Consider the following 20,426-nt stretch of genomic DNA (forward strand, 5'->3'; position numbering starts at 1 on the left):
ATTTTTTAAAGGAGTTGGTGAATTATTATTCATTCCTTATGCCAGACCTAGTGGAATTTCATATGATAACTATACCGAGATTGCCAAAAAAGCCTTTTCTAAGATTGATATTACAGTGAAAGGAATTCATGAGTTTAAAAACCCAATAGATGCAGTAAAAGAAGCTAAAGGGATTTTTACTGGAGGAGGAAATACCTTTGAGCTAGTCAATCAATTGTACAAAAACGAACTTGTGGATGCTTTACAGAATGTGTTGAACAATGGAACTCCGTATTTAGGAACCAGTGCTGGAAGCAATATTTGTGGAGTTACTATGATGAACACCAATGATATGCCTATCGTGTATCCGCCTAGCTTTGATACTCTTGCTATGATTCCGTTTAACATTAATGCACATTATTTAGATCCAGATACAAACTCAACGCACATGGGCGAAACTAGAGAAACAAGAATTAAAGAGTTTCATGTATTTAATTCAACGCCAGTTCTTGGTTTGCGAGAAGGAAGTTGGTTGGAAGTAATAGGAGAGGAGATTCAATTAAAAGGTGAATTAACAGCAAGATTGTTCCGTCAAGGAAAAAACCCTGAAGAAATAGCACCAAAAAGTAGTTTACTTAATTATTTAACTAGTAAGTAACGTAGTCAACAATTTCTAATCCATAACCAATCATTCCAACACGTCTGGTTTGTTGTGTATTAGTCATCAAACGAATTTTGCTAATGTTGATATCATGCAGCATTTGAGCTCCAATCCCAAAATCTTTGTTGTCCATTGCAATCCTAGGAGCTTTTAGTTCTCCATTAGACTGACTTTCTTTTAAGATTCCTAATCTATTTAGTAAGTTTTGAGATTGATTTTGTTGATTGATAAATAAAATAGCGCCTTTTTCTTCTTCGTTAATGGCTTTAAACATTTTATCTAACTTCTTATCTGCATTGTTGGTTAATGTTCCTAAAATATCATTGTTTACCAACGTTGAGTTTACTCTCGTTAATACAGGTTCATCTGCATTCCAATCACCTTTAGTAAGTGCTAAATGTACTTGGTTGTTTGTGGTTTGTTGATAAGCTCTTAATCGAAATTCTCCAAATCTAGTTTGAATTGTAAAATCTTCTTTTTTCTCAATCAACGAATCGTGTTCCATTCTGTAGGCAACCAAATCTTCAATAGAAACGATTTTGATATCAAATTTTTTGGCAACTTCCATCAACTGTGGTAAACGAGCCATGGTACCATCTTCATTCATGATCTCAACAATTACACCTCCAGGTTTTAAACCTGCAAGTCTTGCAAAGTCAATAGCTGCTTCTGTATGACCAGTTCTTCTCAAAACACCGCCTTCTTTCGCTTTTAAAGGAAAAATATGTCCAGGTCTAGCTAAATCAAAAGGTTTGGTAGCATCATCTAAAAGAGCTTGTACAGTTTTCGCTCTGTCAGAAGCAGAGATACCTGTTGTAACTCCTTTTCCACGTAAATCAACAGAAATAGTAAAGGCAGTTTCCATAGGATCGGTATTGTTATTTACCATCATTCCTAATTCTAGCTCTTTACAACGATTCTCTGTTAAGGGAGTACAAATAAGTCCGCGACCATGAGTAGCCATAAAGTTGATCATATCTGGAGTTACCATTTCGGCAGCAGCAACAAAATCACCTTCATTTTCTCTATTCTCATCATCTACAACAATAATTACTTTTCCATCCTTGATGTCTTGAATGGCTTCTTGAATAGTGTTTAGTTGAATCAATGCTTGTTCTGTATTTGTTGATATCATTCTTGAGTATCTATATCGTTAGAATCTTTCTTTTTAAAGATTTTAGTAATTGGTTGCAAAAATACATCAATATTAAATAACCCCATACCTTTTGAGGCTCTTCTTGTTAAGAAAAAAGCAAAAGGAATCATAATAACACTAGAAACCCAAGCTCCTTGTATTGCAGTTATAGAGCTTTCTTCAGCAAGGTTTCTACCAAAGGTATTTGCGAAAAAGTAAATTACATAAATGCTTATGGCTAAAATCATCGGTAGCCCAAAACCTCCTTTTCTTATAATAGAACCTAAAGGAGCTCCAATAAAAAATAAGATCAAACATGAAAGCGAAAAGGCAATTCTGTTATGAAACTCAACATCATATAGATTAAGCCGTTTTCGTTTTACTTTCATGGCTTTGTTATAGCTTTCTGCATTATTTATAGATGCTTTTGCAGAGCTAATTGCTCCGCTAAGAATACTTAGTTTTCCAATATTGTTAAAGTTATCTAAGGTCTCTTTTTCTAATTTATACTTTACAATAGAATCTTGTGAGTTGTATAGTTTGTTGGCATTTACTTTTCTATAAATTGTTCTTGATCTCGAATCTACATACTCATCATAGTCAACCTTCATGATTGGAATTGTATCATTTAATTGACCAAGACTTAACATATTAAAACTGTTTTTGAATTTCTCTTGTTCTAAGTCGTCATCAGAAAAAGAGGAAATATCTATATTGAATGAATACTCTTTAAAATTAGCACTTGAGGCAGGCATTTTATTAATTTCATTTGCCCGTGTTACCTTTTTGGTATGCTCTTCGTAATAATATCCATCATACAAAACAAGTGTCATATATTTGCTTCCTTCTTCAGTGATGATTTTTCCAGTTTCGGCAGTAATTACTTTTTTGTTTCCTTTACCAGATGATAAATCATAAATAAGCACTTTTTTCAGAAAGTTTTTTTCCTTACCATATTTTTCATCAAACTTTATTTGATAATGAGGAATTTCAGTATTAAAACTCCCAGGAACAAGAGCTAATGCTGGCTTTTTCTTACGAATATTAATTGTTAAGTTCTTTTGTTTTAAAGTAGCGTAAGGCAACACATTATTGAGTAAGAAAAAATTAAAAATACTAATGATAAAAGTAAAAGCAATTAGAGGCCTTAAAAATCGCACCAATGAAATACCGGCAGATTTGGCCGCAGCAAACTCATAGTTTTCTGATAAGTTTCCTAAAGCCATAATAGAGGATAGTAGTACTGCTATGGGTAAGGCTTGAGCTGATACCACCAATGAGGTATAGTATAAAAACTTTAAAATAAAGAATATGCTAATTCCTTTTCCTGCAATACTTTCAAATGCAAGCCATAGAAATTGCATTACCAATACAAACAAGACAATAAAGAATGTTGCTAAGAATGGTATTAAAAAAGATTTAAGTATGTACCTATCTATTACTTTCATTCTTTAGTCTATCAAGTAGTCTAATTTTTCGTACTTGTCTTTATCAAATTGAAAAGTTAGTTCAGATATTTTTTGATTGCTCTTTAATCGATTAATAGTTAAGGTAGTTTCCGCACCATTTTCTCCAGTTTGAATTAACTGATAGATGTGTTTTGTTTTAGCATCAATTCCTAATTGAACTTTAACAATCTCAGAATTGCTATCGATTGGGGTAAGTTCTACAAACTGAATTTTTCTACCACTCATATTTTCTAATTTACCTATGCTGTAATTGTAACCTTCTTTGTAGAAGGTTAATAATTTTGAAGGGTAAATAAAACCATCATCTTCAGTTAAATCATCTTCATTAACTGTAACTTCTTTATCATCATGATTAATTACATATAGTATCTTTCCATCAAAAATAAAGGTATTACCAAGGTAGTCTAAATTGTATTTTTCTCCTTGTAAAGTGATTTTACCATTAATTGGAGGTTCATCATTTTCATTAATTCCAGCATCCTTGTTAATAAGTGATGTGCTAAAGTCGATTTGCATATTTGTGTAAGCACCCATTTTGTTGGAAACTTCATCTAGCAATTTTTTTGCTTGATCTCCATCCTGAGAAAAAACAATACTACTGTAACAAATTGCTAATAATAACGTAAAAACTCTTTTCATTCTATCCATTTCTTTCATTTTCTAATAACTGTTCTAAAGCAATTAAATCTGGCACTAATACTTGTCTAGCTTTACTGCCTTCAAACGGTCCAACAATTCCAGCTGCCTCTAGTTGATCTATTAAGCGACCAGCTCTATTATAACCGAGTTTTAATTTTCTTTGTAATAAAGAGGCAGAACCTTGTTGTGCGGTAACAATAACTTCAGCTGCTTCTTTAAATAATTTATCTCTATCTGCGATGTCGATATCAAGATTTGTGCCACCTTCTTCACCAACATACTCTGGCAATTGATATGCTTCAGAATACGCTCTTTGCGATCCAATAAAATCGGTGATTTTTTCAACTTCAGGAGTATCTACAAAGGCACACTGAATACGAGTAATTTCATTTCCTCCGGAATACAATAAATCTCCACGACCTATCAATTGATCTGCACCAGGAGCATCTAAAATAGTTCTCGAATCTATTTTTGAAGTTACTCTAAACGCTACCCTTGATGGGAAATTGGCTTTGATAATACCAGTAATTACATTTACAGAAGGTCTTTGAGTGGCAACTATCAAATGAATTCCAATTGCTCTTGCTAATTGAGCCAAACGTGCAATAGGAGTTTCTACTTCTTTGCCGGCAGTCATGATAAGATCAGCAAATTCATCAATTACCAAAACGATATAAGGTAAGAAACGATGTCCATTTTCAGGATTTAATTTTCTAGCTTTAAATTTTACGTTATACTCTTTAATGTTACGAACCATTGCTGTTTTAAGCAAATCGTACCTATTGTCCATTTCAATACAAAGAGAATTTAATGTATTAATTACTTTAGTTGTATCAGTAATAATTGCATCTTCTGTATCCGGTAATTTAGCTAAATAATGACGCTCTATTTTATTAAATAAGGTCAATTCTACTTTTTTAGGATCCACCAAAACGAATTTTACTTCTGCAGGATGTTTACGATATAAGAGCGATGTTAGCACAGCGTTTAAACCTACAGATTTTCCTTGACCTGTAGCACCTGCCATTAGTAAGTGTGGCATTTTTGCCAAGTCTACAGTAAATGTTTCATTGGAAATTGTTTTTCCAAGAGCAATAGGTAATTCCATCGTAGATTCTTGGAATTTCTTCGAAGAAATTACAGAATGCATAGAAACGATGGTAGATTTTTTATTTGGAACTTCAATACCAATGGTTCCTTTTCCAGGAATAGGAGCAATGATACGAATTCCTAATGCAGATAAAGAAAGTGCAATATCATCTTCTAGATTTTTAATTTTTGAAATACGAATTCCGGCTTCTGGGACAATCTCATACAAAGTAATTGTAGGTCCAACAGTCGCCTTTATTTGAGCAATTCCAATTTTATAATTCTTGAGAGTATTTACAATTCTGTTTTTGTTTAGTTCCAGTTCATCTGGATCTATAGAGATACTCTCATTATATTCTTTTAGTAAGTTTAATGTAGGAAACTTATAGTTTCCAAGTTCTAAGGTAGGGTCAAATTCGCCAAAATCTTTGACCAATTTTTCAGAGAGGTTTTCTTTTACATGTTGTTCTTCAGCTACTTCTTCTACATCTATTTGAACTTCTTCTACATTTGTTTTAGTTTCTTCTTTAGGTTTTTCTTGGGTTTCTGATTTTAATACAGGTTCTAAATCTATATCATGCCCTTCATGAACTATATCTTCTTCCTCTTTTGTTGTTGATACTTCCGAATGATTCTGAATTGTAGGTTGTAAATTTTCTACAGATAATTCAAACTCAGATTTGTCATTGATTTCTTCTTCTATTTTTTCCTCTAAAACTATTTCTTCAGAAATTTGATCTTCTTCTGATTTTGTTTCTAAAATTTCGTCAGTAGTAGCTTCAGAAGCTTTTTGCGAACGGAATTTTTTGATAATTGCCTCTGGAGTTACTCTAAATCTAATGGTTAAATAAGCCAAGAACAGAAACAAAAGGATGAGTCCTAAACCAGTTTTTCCTAAGAAAGCTTGTAAGTAATCATTAACCTCAAACCCTATGGTTCCTGATAGATTTGTTGATGTTTTGCTAAAGAAACCGAAGGTTACAGAAATCCATAGCATACCTAACAAACCCCAATTCCAAGAGATAATAACTTTTGAAAGTCGAGTTCTAAACAACCAAAAAAGACCTGAAATAGTAAGCAAGTATGGGATTGCAAAAGCTCCTAGTCCAAAACCTTTGTATATAAAGAAATGACTTAAAGAAGCACCTACTTTACCTAAAAGGTTATTGGTATGAATAGCTTTGTTAGTAAATTCTGAAACAACACTCTGATCTTCTTTCCAACTAAAGAAAAAAGAAACAAAAGCAACCAAAAGAAATAAAGAGAACAAGATTAAAAAAGAACCAATAACTGTTTGTGTTTGTCTACTTTTAAAAAAAGTGATAATTGGATTAGGTTTTTTTATTTTTGAACTGTTCTTGCTCGTTTTTTTGGTCTTTTTTGCCATAAAGAATGGTAGAATGATTAATGGGTAAATATAAGTATTTACTTAGAATAGTGAGGCAATTTTTGGGAAGTATATAATTCCTGCAATGATTAAAGAAATGATGGCTGCAATGCCAGCTGCTCCTGCTGATACATCTTTAATAAAACCTATCTTTTTATGATAGTCTGGATGAACAAAATCTGATAATTTTTCGATACCAGTATTTAAAGATTCTGCAACTAAGACCAATCCAATAACCATAATCTGAATCAACCATTCAACAGCAGAAATCTTAAAGTAAAATCCTGCAATTATTGCTAGTAAAGCAATGACAACTTGTATTTTTATACTGCTCTCAGTTGTTATAAGTAACCAAATTCCCTTTAAAGAGAATTTAATGCTCTTCAATCTTTCTATTAAGAAATTGTCTTTCGAGTTTTTCAATAACTATCGGTTAAATTGCTGCTAAAGCTTTATCATAATTAGGTTCTTGTCCAACTTCAGGAACTTGTTCTGTATATACAACTTCCCCGTTTGAGTTGATAACAACAATAGCTCTAGAGTGTAAACTGTTAAAAGCACCATCAATAATTTCAACACCATAATCTTTTCCAAAACTACCGTCTATAAAATCAGACAACATCACAACATTTTCAATACCCTCTGCACCACAAAAACGCGCTTGAGCAAACGGAAGATCTCTTGAAATACACAATACCTTAGTATTATCTAAGCTAGCTGCGGATTTATTGAAAGTTCTCACAGATGTTGCACATACACCTGTGTCAACGCTCGGAAAAATATTTAAGATTAAATTAGATCCTGAAAAATCCGCTAAAGATTTTGAAGATAAATCTGATACAGACATCTTAAAATCAGGTGCTTTTGATCCGATTGCTGGCAGTTCGCCTATAGTATTTGTTGGAGTTCCTCCTAGAGTTATTGAAGCCATTATTTATATATTTTATTAGGGTTAAAATTAATAGTATAAATCTATAAAATATGTTTGATTTTTGTTAATTATTACCTCAATTATTCTCAATATCTTCGCAATTGGTTTTTAGTTAATCATGACACTCTCAAACTACACAAAAGAATTTAAATACAATTGGAAACTAGCAGCTCCTGTAATGTTAGGGATGCTAGGTCATACTTTTGTAAGTTTTGTAGATAACATCATGGTTGGACAGTTAGGGACGGCTGAGTTAGCGGCAGTTTCTTTGGGGAATAGTTTTATGTTTATTGCTATGTCTTTAGGAATTGGCTTCTCTACAGCAATTACACCTTTAACTGCTGAAGCTGATAGTGCTCAAAATGGTGCACAAGCAAAGTCTGTATTCAAAAATGGATTGGTATTGTGTTTTTTACTTGGAAGTTTTCTCTTTTTAGGAGTTTATTTTGCGAAACCTTTATTGTATTTCATGAAACAGCCTGAAGAGGTTGTTGTTTTAGCTGAACCTTATTTAGATTTAGTTGCTTTTTCATTAATTCCATTAATAGTTTTTCAGGCATTCAAACAATTTAGTGATGGACTTTCTATGACTAGATATCCTATGTATGCTACACTATTGGCAAATATTGTAAATATAGGATTGAATTACGTGCTAATATTTGGCCATTTCGGATTTCCGAAATTAGGAATCATTGGAGCTGCTTATGGTACCTTAGCTTCACGCTTTATCATGGTTGCTTATGTATGGATTTTATTGTTAAAGAAGGAAAAATCTAAAGCCTTTGTTTCTAATCTAAAAGTATTTGTGCTAGATAAGTTAATGATTCGTAAGATTATCAGTTTAGGAACACCTAGCTCTATGCAAATGTTTTTTGAAGTTGCCATTTTTACAGCAGCGATTTGGTTGAGTGGGTTACTAGGGAAAAATCCTCAAGCTGCAAACCAAATAGCATTGAATTTATCATCGATGACTTTTATGATTGCTATGGGATTAAGTGTAGCATCTATGATTAGAGTTGGAAATCAGAAGGGCTTACAGAATTTTAGAGAATTAAGAAGAATAGCTTTTTCAATCTTTTTATTAGGTTTTATTCTAGCAGTTTTCTTCGGATTGATCTTTTTAATTTTCCGACATCAGTTACCGAAACTATATGTAGATCTTAATGATGCTGCTAATTTTGCAGATAATATTGAGGTAATATCAATTGCCACTCAATTGTTATTGGCTGCTGCGATATTTCAAATTAGCGACAGCATACAAGTAATGGTTTTAGGAGCTTTAAGAGGTTTGCAAGATGTGAAAATACCAACTCTAATTACTTTTATCGCATATTGGGCCGTTGGATTCCCTATCAGTTATTTCTTAGGTAAAGAAGATATGTATGGAAGTTATGGAATTTGGTTAGGTTTACTAGCCGGACTTTCTACAGCTGCTATTTTACTTTATGTTCGATTTAATTATTTAACTTTAAAACTTATCAAAAACTAAACATCATGAATTTACCTAAATTCTTATTAGCTGATAATAGCAATTATCCAGAAGATATATTTGTGTTACATACAGAATATCCTAGGTTGTTAATTAATTTAAAGGATGATTCTGTTGAGTTTTTTGAAGATCTTTCTGGAGAAAATGAGCAAGAGCTTGCTAATGAAGTATCTTCATTAATAGAAGAAGCCGGAAATTTTTATGATGAACAAGTAGGAGAGTACGAATAAAAAAAAAGACCTTGGAAAAAATCCAAGGTCTAATGAATGCACGTAGCATTTCCCCGTTCAAACTAATTATCGCAAGAGTCGAACAATTCGAAAAACTCATCTTCGTTATTGATCGTTTGTGTTTGTCCGTTTTCTAGTGTTACACTAAAGGGGTATTGAAAGTTGAACTCTTCATCATTGGTTAATCCGTCGATGAAACTTTCAAATTCGTCGTCACTGTTTACAGTTACAGTGGTATTGTCTTCTTTAACAAGTGTTAATGGATAATTGAAAGTAAAGCAATCTTCAATTTCTATTTCATCATCATAGCACTCATAAAATTCGTCTTCTAATTCTTCTAAAGTATTGATTTGTTTTTCGGTTCCGTCATCAAAAACAATGGTAAGTGGAAAATTAAATTGTGGCTCTTCATTGTCACCTAAACTATCAAAATAATTGTCAAGATCTTCATCAGAATTAATTGTTACTGATCCATTGGCAGCGGAAGTTGCAGTAATTGGATATTGGAAAGTAAAACAATCAAACTCATCAAAATCGCCACAATCTTCTATACCATAACAATCTTCATATAAATCATCAAAGTCTTCATCATTATTGATTGTAACTACAGAATTATCTGATGTTTTGGTTACTGAAATTGGGTACACAAAATCCGGCTCGTCATTAGGTCCTATATTATAAAAATAAGTTATCAATTCACCTTCGTTATTTACAACCGTATTGTTTCCATTTCCGTCAGTTACTGTGATTGGGAAATTAAATGTAAAACACTCTTGAATAGCGTTTCCGATACAATTGATAAAGGCAGCTTCTAGTTCTGCTTGACTGTTTATTGTCTGCTGTGATCCGTCTTCAAGTTCGATTTGAATAGGATATATGAAATCTGGTTGAGCGTTGGCAGTTAAATTTTCATAGAAATTATATAGCTCATCAAAGTTGTTTACTGTTGTGGTATTTGTTCCATCTGTAACATCTAATGGAAATACAAGTTCAAAGCAATCAAAATCATCAATTAAGTCATCTATATGATCAAGATCATTAGGATTGTTTGTTGTAGCATTTTGTGTTACAATACTACTTGCAGAGGCTTTAAAACTTCTATTTACATTTGGTGGAGTTGTGTCATTATTTGCATCACAAGAGATGAATAAAGTTGACAAGGCGAAAATAAAACAAGCTATTAGTGCTTTGTTTATTAAGGGTGTTTTCATTATCATAGATATTAAATGTTAATATGCTATGTAAACAAGCGATTTTGATTTTACCCTACTTTGATGATGAAGAATTACTAACTGACTTAGAAGAGATTACTTCCCCTTTTCAACTAGTTCTAGCTTGCTAACACTGGTTTCTGTAGTAAAAAGACCGTAATTGATAAAGGCTTTCTTTTTTTCAATTTTTTCTATGGTTCCTACCGCATTTCCATCTAATAAACGAACTCTGTCATTCACTTTAAAAATATAAGCGGCTTTTTCTTTGGCAATTTTTTGAGCTTCTTTTTTCTTCTCTTTTCGTACTTCTACAACTTTTTTCAGTACTTCTTTTTCTACTTTTTTGATAGTTTCCTTTCTCTTTACTTCTTTCTCTTTGAGTACTTTTTTCTGCGCCTTTGTTTTTGGTTTAGACGGATTCTTTTTTAAATGCTTGGTTTTTTCAGCGGCAACCCATTTTAAGAAATTTGCAGTAAGTTCTTTCTTGTTATTGGTTTGAAAATATTTATTTAAAAACTCATTGGTTTTTCTTCCTAGAGTTAACATTCGCTGATTGCTATCGTATAGTTCTTGAAAGCCTTCTAGTTTTTCACGAATCTTTTGCTCTTTTTCTTGTAGACTTTCTAACTGTTCTTGTTCTTTGGTTTGTTGCTTTTCTAAGTTGTCTGAAGTTTTTTGCAATCGATTGCGTTCTTTTTGAAGTTTAGAAATGGTTCTGTCTAAACGAATTTTCTCACTCTCTACACGTTTCTTAGCTTTATTAATCAAACTAAACGGAATTCCGTTTTTCTGTGCTACTTCAAAGGTGAATGAACTTCCTGCTTGTCCAATGTACAATTTATACATAGGTTCTAGAGTACGTTCATTAAACTGCATGTTTGCATTGGTTACATTATCTAACTCATTAGCTAATACTTTAAGATTTGCATAGTGAGTGGTGATAATTCCAAAAGATTTTTTCTCGTAGAATTCTTCTAGAAAGATTTCAGCCAATGCACCTCCTAATTCAGGATCACTACCAGTTCCAAATTCATCAATTAAAAATAAAGTACTATCGTTACATTTGCGTAAGAAGTAGCGCATATTCTTAAGGCGGTAGCTATATGTACTTAATTGATTTTCAATAGATTGATTGTCTCCAATATCTGTAAGTATTGTATTAAAAATGTATGTTTCACTTTTCTCATCAACAGGAATAAGCAAACCGCTTTGAAGCATCACTTGAAGTAACCCAATTGTTTTTAGCGTGATACTTTTTCCTCCAGCATTGGGTCCTGAAATAACAATAATTTGCTGTTTTTCATTCAACTGAATAGTTTGAGGAATAGTTTCTATTTTTTGTTCCTTATTCTTTATCCAAAGTATAGGATGATAGGCATTCTTGAAGAAGATATTCTTAGTTGTACTGATAGTCGGTAAAATAGCCTGAATGTCGTTTGCATAATTAGCCTTTGCGGCTATAACATCTAAATGGGTTAAATACTTTAAATACGATTCTAAAAGTGGTGTATAAGGTCTTATTTTTTCACTTAGCTCTCTAAGAATTCTAATAACCTCTTGCTTTTCTTCAAAGATTAAATTTTGGAATTCTCGGTGATGAGCTAATGTTGCTTGTGGTGCTATATATACAATATTACCTGACTTAGAAGAACCTAACAAACTTCCTTTTACTTTTTTACGATGCATAGCTAATACAGCTAAGACACGTTGATTGTCTATTACTGTTTCTCTAATATCGTCTAAATACCCTGAAGATTTGGCTCTAGCTAATGCTGAAGTAAAACTCTGACCTATTTTACCTTGAAGCATAGTTTTTTCTTTCCGAATGCTTTTTAGGGTAGGAGAAGCACTATCAAGAAGTTCACCATAATTAGTAATCACTTTTTTAATTTCATCAACGATTTCCTTTATGAAATCAATTTCCTCACTAAGGTCATGTAAGGTTGGAAAATAGGTTTGAAATTTTTTAAAGAATTTCTTCAGCGAACCAATAGTTTCTGTTGTTGTGGCTATGGTGAGAAAACTCTTAGGCTCTAAATAGCTGTTTTCTATAGACAATCTTTTAATTTGCTCATAGATATCTTCAAAACCATGATTAGGAACTCTATTCTCGCTTTCAAAAGAAGAAAGGTACTCGTTTACAAAATTAAGTTCTCTAAGAAGATTTTTTTTGCTTGTAAAAGGAACAATAGTTAGTGTTTGCTCTTTACCTAATTCTGAGATACAGAATTCTGCAACCTGCTGTAAAACGGTTGTAAATTCTAAATCTTGCAATACTTTCTCAGAAATATGTGTTTTCAAATATGTATTTTTGGTCGACAAACAATTGTTGTCAGTTCGAGCGCAGTCAAGAACTACGAATTTATTTTTAATTCACCTCTAGACTGCGCTCGACGAGACATTAAATTTGATAGCAAAAATAGCAAAGAATGGATGTTAAAATAGAGGAAAGCTGGAAAAATATCTTACGACATGAATTTGAAAAAGAATACTTTCAAAATTTAATTCAGTTTGTAAGATCTGAATACCAGACAGCACAATGTTTTCCTAAAGGATCAAATATTTTTGCTGCTTTTGATTATTGTTCCTTTGATGATTTAAAAGTTGTTATTATTGGACAAGATCCTTACCACGGGCCTAATCAAGCTAACGGACTTTGCTTTTCTGTACATGATGGAATTCCGCATCCACCTTCGCTAATCAATATTTTTAAAGAACTAGAAACTGATATCGGAAAAACATATCCAACTTCTGGAGATCTTTCAGCATGGGCAAATCAAGGAGTATTGTTGTTAAATGCTACTCTAACGGTAAGAGCGCATCAAGCCGGAAGTCATCAAAGAAAAGGATGGGAAGAATTTACAGATGCTGTAATTCAGCAAATATCAGAACAAAAGGAAAATGTTATTTTCTTACTCTGGGGTGGATTTGCTAAGAAAAAAGGAGCTAAGATTGATAAGAATAAACATCATATCTTAACTTCCGGACACCCTTCACCTTTAAGTGCAAACAGAGGGTATTGGTTTGGAAATAAACATTTTTCAAAAGCAAATGAATTATTAGAGAAAAGTGGTAGACCTTTTATTGAATGGTAGAAGAAACAAAAAAATCCGCCTAAAAAAGCGGATTTATTGAATTTGAAAAAAGAACAGTTCCTAAACTAAATCGGTTGCAGTAGACTTAGCAGGTGACTGTAATTGTTCAGTTTGATTTGTTGAGTTGTCTGCCAAACCACAAGGATCTGACGTACTTCTACAAGAAGAAAAACTTAACAAGCCTAAAACACAAATTGCAATAAATACGATTCTTTTCATTGATCTCTTCATTTGATGCGTTAAATGTACACATTTTTTATAAACTCATTTGCACTTTTCTTTGCTTTGATAACGTTGAACTCTATCAATTTATTTTGTACATCTGAAATAAAATCAGCAGTAATGGGATTTCCAGAATTCCATTCGGTAATAGAAAGCCATTTTTGGATATCGTCAATTTTTTGTTCATATCGCTTAGAAAGAACATCTTCTATTCCTGAAATTGATTTAAATTTCCTATTCTGAGAATTAATAATATTTAAAATATTTTTAATTTGTTCTGGATATTTTTCTAAAATTTCATTTCTAACTGCAATTACAAAGCAAGGCCAAGGAGTAGGGCAGTTACCAATTCTTTTAAAAATACCCTGATCTACATAGGGCTTTGTGGTAAAATGTTCCCACAGAAAATAATCAGCTTCATTGTTTTGTAATGCAGCAATTCCGCCTTCTAAACTTTTTACAATTTTAAAATCTAACTCGTTAATATTCCAACCTTGGTTATGAGCATTCACAATGGCCATTAAATGAGAACCTGAACCATATCTACTAATAGCAATTCTTTTTCCTTTTAAATCGTTAATTGTATTGATATGGGATTCTGCATTGACATGAATTCCCCAAATTAATGGCGATTCTACATAGGTTTGTAGAATTTTTGATGGATTACCATCAATAATATCTTTTATAATTCCTTCTGTAAGAACAATGGCAATGTCTACGTCTCCATTTCGTAATGCCTTACACATATCACCAGTTCCGCCAGGAAAATCTTTCCAACGTAGATTAACTTGAAGTTTAGTGTATTCTTTGTTTTTTAGTGTGAGATACCAAGGATAATTGAAATGTTCTGGAACACCACCAATTTTTAAATGAACCATTTACTCAACAATCTTATTAAGCGTATAAAGAATTAAGTCAGCTACTACCTTTCCTGGATTTGAACTAAACTCACCTAAAGCTCTATTGGCTATAATTGCATTCATAGAGCAGGCATGATGTCCTAAGAGTTTAGACAATCCATAAATAGCTGAGGTTTCCATTTCAAGATTGGTAACTCTTACTCCTTTATAGTTAAAAGAATCAATTTTGTTGTTGAGATTTGGATCTTGAATAGAAAGTCGTAAAACTCTTCCTTGAGGCCCGTAAAAACCACCAGCAGTAGCTGTCATACCTTTAAAAACAATTTCAGAATCTATCTTATCTTCTAATATTTGACTATTTGAGACAATTAATGGATATGTTTTCTTTGAATTCCAGTTTGTATGAGTAACAAAAGCATCCTCTAATTTAGGATGAGCAATAGAATCTGTATTGTATGATCGTAGCATTCCGTTAATATCTAGGGCATGTGTACTCATCAAGAAACTATCTACAGGAACATCTTTTTGCAAAGATCCAGAAGTTCCTATTCTAACAATGTTAAGCGCTGTATGTTCTTTTTTTATAGTTCTAGTTTCTAAATCGATGTTTACCAAAGCATCTAACTCATTAAGAACAATATCTATATTGTCTGGACCAATTCCTGTTGAAATTACAGACAATCTTTTTCCTTTAAAGGTCCCGGTTGTGGTTTTAAACTCTCTTTTTTGAGTAGTAAATTCTATACTATCAAAATGTTTGGTTACTTTATTTACTCTATCTGGGTCTCCAACAAAAATAATATCATTGGAAATATGTTCTGGTTTTAAATTCAGATGATAGATGCTACCATCTGGATTTAAAATTAGTTCAGATGCTTGTATACTCATGTATATTATGAAGTGATTTTAAGCAACTTATCGGTAGCATTATGGTACAAGTAACTGTACTTTTTTACACCACCTAAATAGGTGTGCTCGTTTCTTAAACTTTGATAAAAATTTAATTGATGATCTAATACTTTTTTTCCTTTTCGACTTAGTTTAACTGGGTGAAAAGAGGTGAATAAACTTTTTAGTTTTTCAAGTTTTTGAAAATATTGAGTATCTCCAAAACCTAAAGTTTCTTGATTCTTCAATAAATTTCCAACTAGCTGATTTTTTGATTCTGGTTTTGTTTTGTTAGCAATATCTAAGATATAATTTTCTACAACGTTCAATCCGTTTTCTATAGATGGAAATCTTTGTAAGTGTACATCTATAGCATCGCTCAAGTAAACAAAAGGGCTCATTGGATTAAACTTGTGAACTGTTTCAAGTCTTAAAGGACTGTCTGAACAATAGAGCTGCCATATATAGTCTGCATATTCTATATCATCTTGTGACAATTCAACTCTGTTTTTATAATGTTGTTGAATTTGTTCTTTGTTTAATTCGCTTAAACCTAGCTTTTTCTTACTTCCTTTTACAGTTCCACTACATACTAAGCTTACTTTTTCTCCTTTTCGATATCTTTTAATCCAACTAATAATTGCAATCATATTAATTTGACAAAACAAATCGTATTCAAACCAGAGAACAATCTCTTTTTGGTCTTTCTTTTGACAAAGGTTTCTGTACTCTTTTAGAGTAAGATCGATAAAAGTTTTTTTTGTGACTTTGTAGGATGATTTAAAAAAATCGAATCGAGTTTTCCAAAAGGATTCACTACCAACATCAATAGATGTTTTTCCTTCACACAACATTTCTCGCCAGGTAATAAATTCTCCTTCAAACTTCAACGCCTGAAGATAGTTTGTTGTACTATCTCCATTGGTAATGTGTAAAATAGAAGGTTTCATAAAGTTAGGAACGTTAGTTAATTTGAGATTATTTTATAAATAGTTAGTTTTAACATTTAACCACCAACGCGTTTCACAGAAAATCCTTTTTCTTTAAGGATATCCATGATTTTATCGCGATAATCACCTTGTATGATGATGGCATCATTTTTAAAACTCCCACCAACGCTCAACTTAGTTTTAATTTCCTTGGCTAAAATTTTAAAATCTTGGGTAGCTCCATTATAACCATCGATGATTGTAATGGGTTTTCCTTTTCTTTTTTCATATTTACACAATAGGGGATCTTCTTGAAGCCATACATTAGAAGCTTCTTCTGTAGTTTTTTCCTGAAATTGATGGTCTGGAAATAAGTTTTTTAATTGATCTTGCAAATCCATGCTTAGATTACTTCTTGGTTAGACCCAATTCACCTAAACGCTCATCTAAAAACTCACCAGCTGTAATATCATCAAACTGTTTAGGGTTATTTTCATCTATGCAACTCTCTAGAACATCTAACTTCATGTCACTAATTGGGTGCATAAAAAATGGAATTGAAAATCTTGATGTACTCCACAATTCTCTTGGAGGATTTGTTACTCTATGAATTGTAGATTTCAATTTATTGTTACTATGCCTAGACAGCATATCTCCAACATTAATCATTAACTCATCGTCTTCAGCTACAGCATCAATCCAATCTCCATTATGATTTTGAACTTGTAAGCCTTTTCCTTGAGCTCCCATTAGAAGTGTAATTAAATTAATATCTCCATGAGCAGCAGCTCTAACAGCATTATCAGGCTCATGTAAAATAGGAGGGTAGTGAATAGGTCTTAATATGCTATTTCCATTTTTGATATATTGATCGAAGTAATTTTCTTCCAATCCCAAATGAAGGGCTAAAGAACGTAATACATAAACTGCAGTTTTTTCTAACAATTTAAAAGTTTTTCTTCCTACTTCATTAAAGTTTGGTAGTTCTTCTACATAAACATTGTCTGGATATTCAGCTTCTAATTTAGGATCGTTTTCTACGTATTGTCCGAAATGCCAAAATTCCTTCAAATCTCCTTCTTTTTTACCTTTGGCACTTTCTTTACCAAAAGAAACAAAACCTCTTTGACCTCCAATTCCAGGTATTTCATACTTCTGTTTTACGTCTAAAGGTAATTCGAAGAACTTTCTAATTTCGCTATATAATTCCTCTACTAATTCATCATCTAAAAAATGACCTTTTAAAGCAACAAAACCGATGTTCTCATAGGCATTTCCAATATCATTAATAAACTTTTGTTTACGTGACTCATCACCAGATAAAAAGTCAGATAAATTTACGCTAGGTATCTTATTCATGGTAGTAGTATTTATTTACGGAAAGATAAAATTAGTAAAAAGAACGTAAAAACAAAGGATTACTTCTTACTAAATGGTATTAAATATGAGATTGTATAATTAAATCCAAATCCTGTATTGCTAACATATACTCTGTTAAACCCTGGCGCAAAATGCGTTTTGAAATTTGGTGGATCTTGTACATTAATCATAACTTTATAGGAGCCACTAATTCCAACAAATATATTATTGAAGACTTCTGCTTTGATTCCTACCATAATTTCTGACCAATGAGCTGTTAAACCATTTGTAGTTACAGGAGTGGTAATTGTTTGAGAATCAAAGACCGTATTTCCGGTATTAATTTGATAGCTGTTTAGAGTTTGCTCAAACGTAGCAAACCCATAACGAAATCCTAAAAAGATTTCATTATTCATGTCTAACCAATTTTTATATGAATTATAGTTAACACCTAATCTAATATAGCTTCCTTTAGCAGTAGAGTTGGTATAATCTTCTTTGGTTATTTTTTCTTCAAAACCTATTTCAGAAGCGATGTACCATTTTTTTGAAATTCTATAGTCTCCCACCAATTCTAACCCTTTGTAATCGCTTTGAATCATAGCTCTAATTGGTTTGCTAATATCTATTCCCAATCGAAAACCATAATTTGTTTTATAAACGATAGAATCGTTTTGAGTTTCTTCTGTTTGTTGTGAAAAGCCATCAACAATAAAAAAAAGAAGGAAAAAACTAATGAAAAATCTGTACATGAGCTGCTGATTCATTTTCAATTGCTATTGTTGTTGCTGTTAAACTATTTATCCAATTATTTGATACTAAACCAAAACTAACGTCATTAAATATTGCTTTATATCCACAGGATCTAGAAACAAAAACTTCATTTACTGTATAATTTATAGTAATCTGATCTTGATTTGTGCCATCTGAAAAATTATAAATGGTTTGAGTATTTAATACATCTAGTGGTATGGCAATAGAATCAGTTACAGAATTAACAATGATACTATCTCTTCCTTCAGGCCATACATATAGGTTGCTTACTGTTTTTGTGTCTGAATTGTTTGTGGCGTCGTAAAAACGAATAATTAGATTAGGAGTTACGGGATCTATACAAAAATCATCCTTCTCACAACTTGTAGTTATAAGAGTAAGTAGTATTAAGATGTAAAGATATTTTTTCATCAATTAAGTTTCATTCTAAAACATCAAATGTAAGTATTTAGTATAATTAATTCTTATTGATATAATGTTAAAATAGCGGAGTTAACTTTTCTCAAACAAAACGACAGTTTCTATATGTGCTGTGTGAGGGAACTGATCTACCAAACTTATCTTTTTTATTTGATATCCATTGTTATATAGTTCTTGAGTATCTCTAGCTTGTGTAGCTGGGTTGCAAGAAACATATACAATACGATCTGCATTCAATCGAATAATTTTCAGCAATGTCTTTGGAACAATACCCGCTCTAGAAGGATCTAAAATAATTGTACGTATTTTGTTTTGATATTCAGGATGTTGATTTAAGAATTTTCCTACATCAGCAGCATAAAATTGTAATCCATCAATATGATTTCTTTTTGCGTTCTTTTTTGCATCTTCAATAGCTGAAGCTACAATATCTACACCAATAATTTTAGTATTTTCACTTCTAGAAGCTAAAATTTGACCTATTGTGCCGGTTCCGCAAAATAGATCCATAACAACAGTATTGTCTATAGCATCTCTATTTTCTAATGCATAATCAATTACTTTTGAATATAATTTTTCTGCCGATTTTGGATTAGTTTGAAAAAAACTTTTCATGCTTATTTCAAAGTTTAACCCTAACAATTCTTCAACAATCTTATCTTTTCCAGAAACAAGAGTAATGCTTCCCGATGTTGCTATAGTTCTATCTCCAACTTCATCATTAATAGTATGCAATAAACCCGCAAATCGTTCTTTAAAGATGTCTTTTAATACGTTTGAAAATGCTTCCAAATCAAACTTTGGTAACTCAGGAGAAGTAGTTACTAAATTAAATAGCAACTCATCTGTTTTGTAGGATTTTCTTACAACAAAGTACCTGAAAAAACCTTCCTTTTTTGGACCGTGCCAAGGATTTAACCCTGTTTTCTCGCAATAGTGTCTGATTACTTTTATGTTATCTTCTACTTGTTTGTCAAACAATCCCGAGTCTTTCTCTAAGTTATCACCCATCCACCAAGTTCCACGTCTTTTAAAACCAAGAGTAAACACGTCTATGTCAGTTTTGTTTTGCCTGTCATAACCGATAGCTGAAAAACCGTATTCCATTTTGTTTCTGTAATGAAACACATTTGGAGAGGTTACAAATTCATCAAATAAATCTTCAACATTTTCTACTCTACCAATACGTTCAAATAAGGATAAAGTACTTTCTTTTTTATATTGATGTTGTAAATCAATTGGTAATTGAATATAAGGTGCACCAGGAATGTCTTGATAAGGAACTTGAATCTCGTCAGGAGATGCTTCTAGTACATCCATCAATTTACATTCGGCATATTTTTTACTCGATTTTTTTACTTGGGCCTTTACAGTTTGTCCAGGTAATGTGTTTGGTACAAATACAACAAATTCACCTTCTTCAGAGCGAATTCTAGCAATTCCTTTCCCCCCAAAAGCATAATCTTCAATTTTTAACTCTAAAACCTGTCCTCTTTTTACAAACTTATTTCGTTGTCTTCTTGGCATTTTCTACTAGAATTTATGGTCTGCAAAATTAGGAAAAGATATTTTGCGAGAGGAGGTTGCTCTCACATTAATTCTTATTTTTAAGTAAAAATGAACCTTTTCTTTTTACAGCCGTCTATAAGGTGAAGATCT

Annotated in this window: 21 protein-coding genes; 4 read left to right on the forward strand and 17 right to left on the reverse strand. The window is 32.1% G+C overall.

The window, feature by feature from the left end:
• On the forward strand, positions 1-637 hold a 637-nt coding region (pepE, locus tag AAON49_RS06415), incomplete at its 5' end, for a dipeptidase PepE (protein ID WP_349553488.1).
• Here the strand turns inward: pepE and ribB are convergent.
• The 6 genes from ribB to tpx are packed head-to-tail and all read right to left on the reverse strand — an operon-like array spanning position 627 to position 7,290.
• Positions 627-1,775: a 3,4-dihydroxy-2-butanone-4-phosphate synthase gene (ribB, locus tag AAON49_RS06420; protein ID WP_349553490.1), complete on the reverse strand. Its 1,149-nt coding sequence runs from the start codon at positions 1,773-1,775 to the stop codon at positions 627-629. The genes pepE and ribB overlap by 11 nt on opposite strands.
• Positions 1,772-3,223 (reverse strand): LptF/LptG family permease, encoded by a 1,452-nt coding sequence (locus AAON49_RS06425; protein WP_349553492.1) that lies wholly within the window; start codon positions 3,221-3,223, stop codon positions 1,772-1,774. Before AAON49_RS06425 ends, ribB begins: the two co-directional genes overlap by 4 nt.
• A gap of 3 nt (positions 3,224-3,226) precedes the next feature.
• Positions 3,227-3,892, reverse strand: a complete 666-nt coding sequence (gene lolA1 / locus AAON49_RS06430; RefSeq protein WP_349553494.1) for an outer membrane lipoprotein periplasmic chaperone LolA1 — start codon at positions 3,890-3,892, stop codon at positions 3,227-3,229.
• Positions 3,885-6,359, reverse strand: coding sequence for an FtsK/SpoIIIE family DNA translocase (locus AAON49_RS06435; RefSeq protein ID WP_349553496.1), 2,475 nt, complete (start codon positions 6,357-6,359; stop codon positions 3,885-3,887). Before AAON49_RS06435 ends, lolA1 begins: the two co-directional genes overlap by 8 nt.
• Before the next feature lie 42 nt (positions 6,360-6,401).
• Positions 6,402-6,782 (reverse strand): diacylglycerol kinase family protein, encoded by a 381-nt coding sequence (locus AAON49_RS06440; RefSeq protein ID WP_349553497.1) that lies wholly within the window; start codon positions 6,780-6,782, stop codon positions 6,402-6,404.
• 10 nt (positions 6,783-6,792) lie between these two features.
• Entirely contained in the window at positions 6,793-7,290 is a 498-nt protein-coding gene (gene tpx / locus AAON49_RS06445; protein ID WP_349553499.1) for a thiol peroxidase, read from the reverse strand.
• A gap of 118 nt (positions 7,291-7,408) precedes the next feature.
• On the opposite strand from tpx, the gene AAON49_RS06450 reads away from it, so the two are divergent.
• Positions 7,409-8,779: an MATE family efflux transporter gene (locus AAON49_RS06450; protein WP_349553501.1), complete on the forward strand. Its 1,371-nt coding sequence runs from the start codon at positions 7,409-7,411 to the stop codon at positions 8,777-8,779.
• Positions 8,780-8,784: 5 nt separating this feature from the next.
• Positions 8,785-9,009 carry a DUF8828 family protein gene (locus tag AAON49_RS06455; protein ID WP_349553502.1) on the forward strand — a complete coding sequence of 75 codons (225 nt, stop codon included), beginning with the start codon at positions 8,785-8,787 and terminating at the stop codon, positions 9,007-9,009.
• A 62-nt stretch (positions 9,010-9,071) separates the two neighbouring features.
• Here the strand turns inward: AAON49_RS06455 and AAON49_RS06460 are convergent, their stop codons facing one another.
• Together AAON49_RS06460 and AAON49_RS06465 are read right to left on the reverse strand one after the other, a co-directional pair.
• Positions 9,072-10,220 (reverse strand): hypothetical protein, encoded by a 1,149-nt coding sequence (locus AAON49_RS06460; protein WP_349553504.1) that lies wholly within the window; start codon positions 10,218-10,220, stop codon positions 9,072-9,074.
• A 96-nt stretch (positions 10,221-10,316) separates the two neighbouring features.
• On the reverse strand, positions 10,317-12,521 hold the full coding sequence (locus tag AAON49_RS06465; RefSeq protein ID WP_349553506.1) for an endonuclease MutS2: 2,205 nt from the start codon (positions 12,519-12,521) through the stop codon (positions 10,317-10,319).
• Positions 12,522-12,649: 128 nt separating this feature from the next.
• On the opposite strand from AAON49_RS06465, the gene AAON49_RS06470 reads away from it, so the two are divergent.
• Complete coding sequence (locus AAON49_RS06470) at positions 12,650-13,315, forward strand: uracil-DNA glycosylase (RefSeq protein WP_349553508.1); 666 nt, start codon at positions 12,650-12,652, stop codon at positions 13,313-13,315.
• A gap of 60 nt (positions 13,316-13,375) precedes the next feature.
• Here AAON49_RS06470 and AAON49_RS06475 read toward each other — a convergent pair whose 3' ends face one another.
• The 9 genes from AAON49_RS06475 to rlmD all read right to left on the reverse strand — a co-directional run bounded on the left by AAON49_RS06475 (position 13,376) and on the right by rlmD (position 20,294).
• A complete protein-coding gene (locus AAON49_RS06475) occupies positions 13,376-13,534 on the reverse strand; it encodes a hypothetical protein (protein ID WP_349553510.1) in 159 nt (52 codons plus the stop codon).
• Positions 13,535-13,554: 20 nt separating this feature from the next.
• Positions 13,555-14,415, reverse strand: coding sequence for a substrate-binding domain-containing protein (locus AAON49_RS06480; RefSeq protein ID WP_349553512.1), 861 nt, complete (start codon positions 14,413-14,415; stop codon positions 13,555-13,557).
• Positions 14,416-15,285 carry a nucleoside phosphorylase gene (locus AAON49_RS06485; protein WP_349553514.1) on the reverse strand — a complete coding sequence of 290 codons (870 nt, stop codon included), beginning with the start codon at positions 15,283-15,285 and terminating at the stop codon, positions 14,416-14,418. It lies immediately after the preceding gene.
• Between the two features lie 5 nt (positions 15,286-15,290).
• Complete coding sequence (locus tag AAON49_RS06490; protein ID WP_349553516.1) at positions 15,291-16,235, reverse strand: DUF1835 domain-containing protein; 945 nt, start codon at positions 16,233-16,235, stop codon at positions 15,291-15,293.
• A 56-nt stretch (positions 16,236-16,291) separates the two neighbouring features.
• Complete coding sequence (locus AAON49_RS06495) at positions 16,292-16,615, reverse strand: translation initiation factor (RefSeq protein WP_349553518.1); 324 nt, start codon at positions 16,613-16,615, stop codon at positions 16,292-16,294.
• Between the two features lie 7 nt (positions 16,616-16,622).
• Entirely contained in the window at positions 16,623-17,573 is a 951-nt protein-coding gene (locus tag AAON49_RS06500) for an isopenicillin N synthase family dioxygenase (RefSeq protein ID WP_349553520.1), read from the reverse strand.
• Positions 17,574-17,632: 59 nt separating this feature from the next.
• Positions 17,633-18,325 (reverse strand): DUF6048 family protein, encoded by a 693-nt coding sequence (locus tag AAON49_RS06505; protein ID WP_349553522.1) that lies wholly within the window; start codon positions 18,323-18,325, stop codon positions 17,633-17,635.
• Positions 18,306-18,758, reverse strand: coding sequence for a DUF6452 family protein (locus AAON49_RS06510; protein WP_349553524.1), 453 nt, complete (start codon positions 18,756-18,758; stop codon positions 18,306-18,308). The genes AAON49_RS06505 and AAON49_RS06510 overlap by 20 nt, the downstream gene beginning before the upstream one ends.
• Positions 18,759-18,839: 81 nt before the next feature.
• Entirely contained in the window at positions 18,840-20,294 is a 1,455-nt protein-coding gene (gene rlmD, locus AAON49_RS06515; RefSeq protein WP_349553526.1) for a 23S rRNA (uracil(1939)-C(5))-methyltransferase RlmD, read from the reverse strand.
• Positions 20,295-20,426: the final 132 nt, after the last annotated feature.

It is taken from the genome of Pseudotenacibaculum sp. MALMAid0570 (assembly GCF_040151415.1).
Taxonomy (GTDB): Bacteria; Bacteroidota; Bacteroidia; order Flavobacteriales; family Flavobacteriaceae; genus Polaribacter.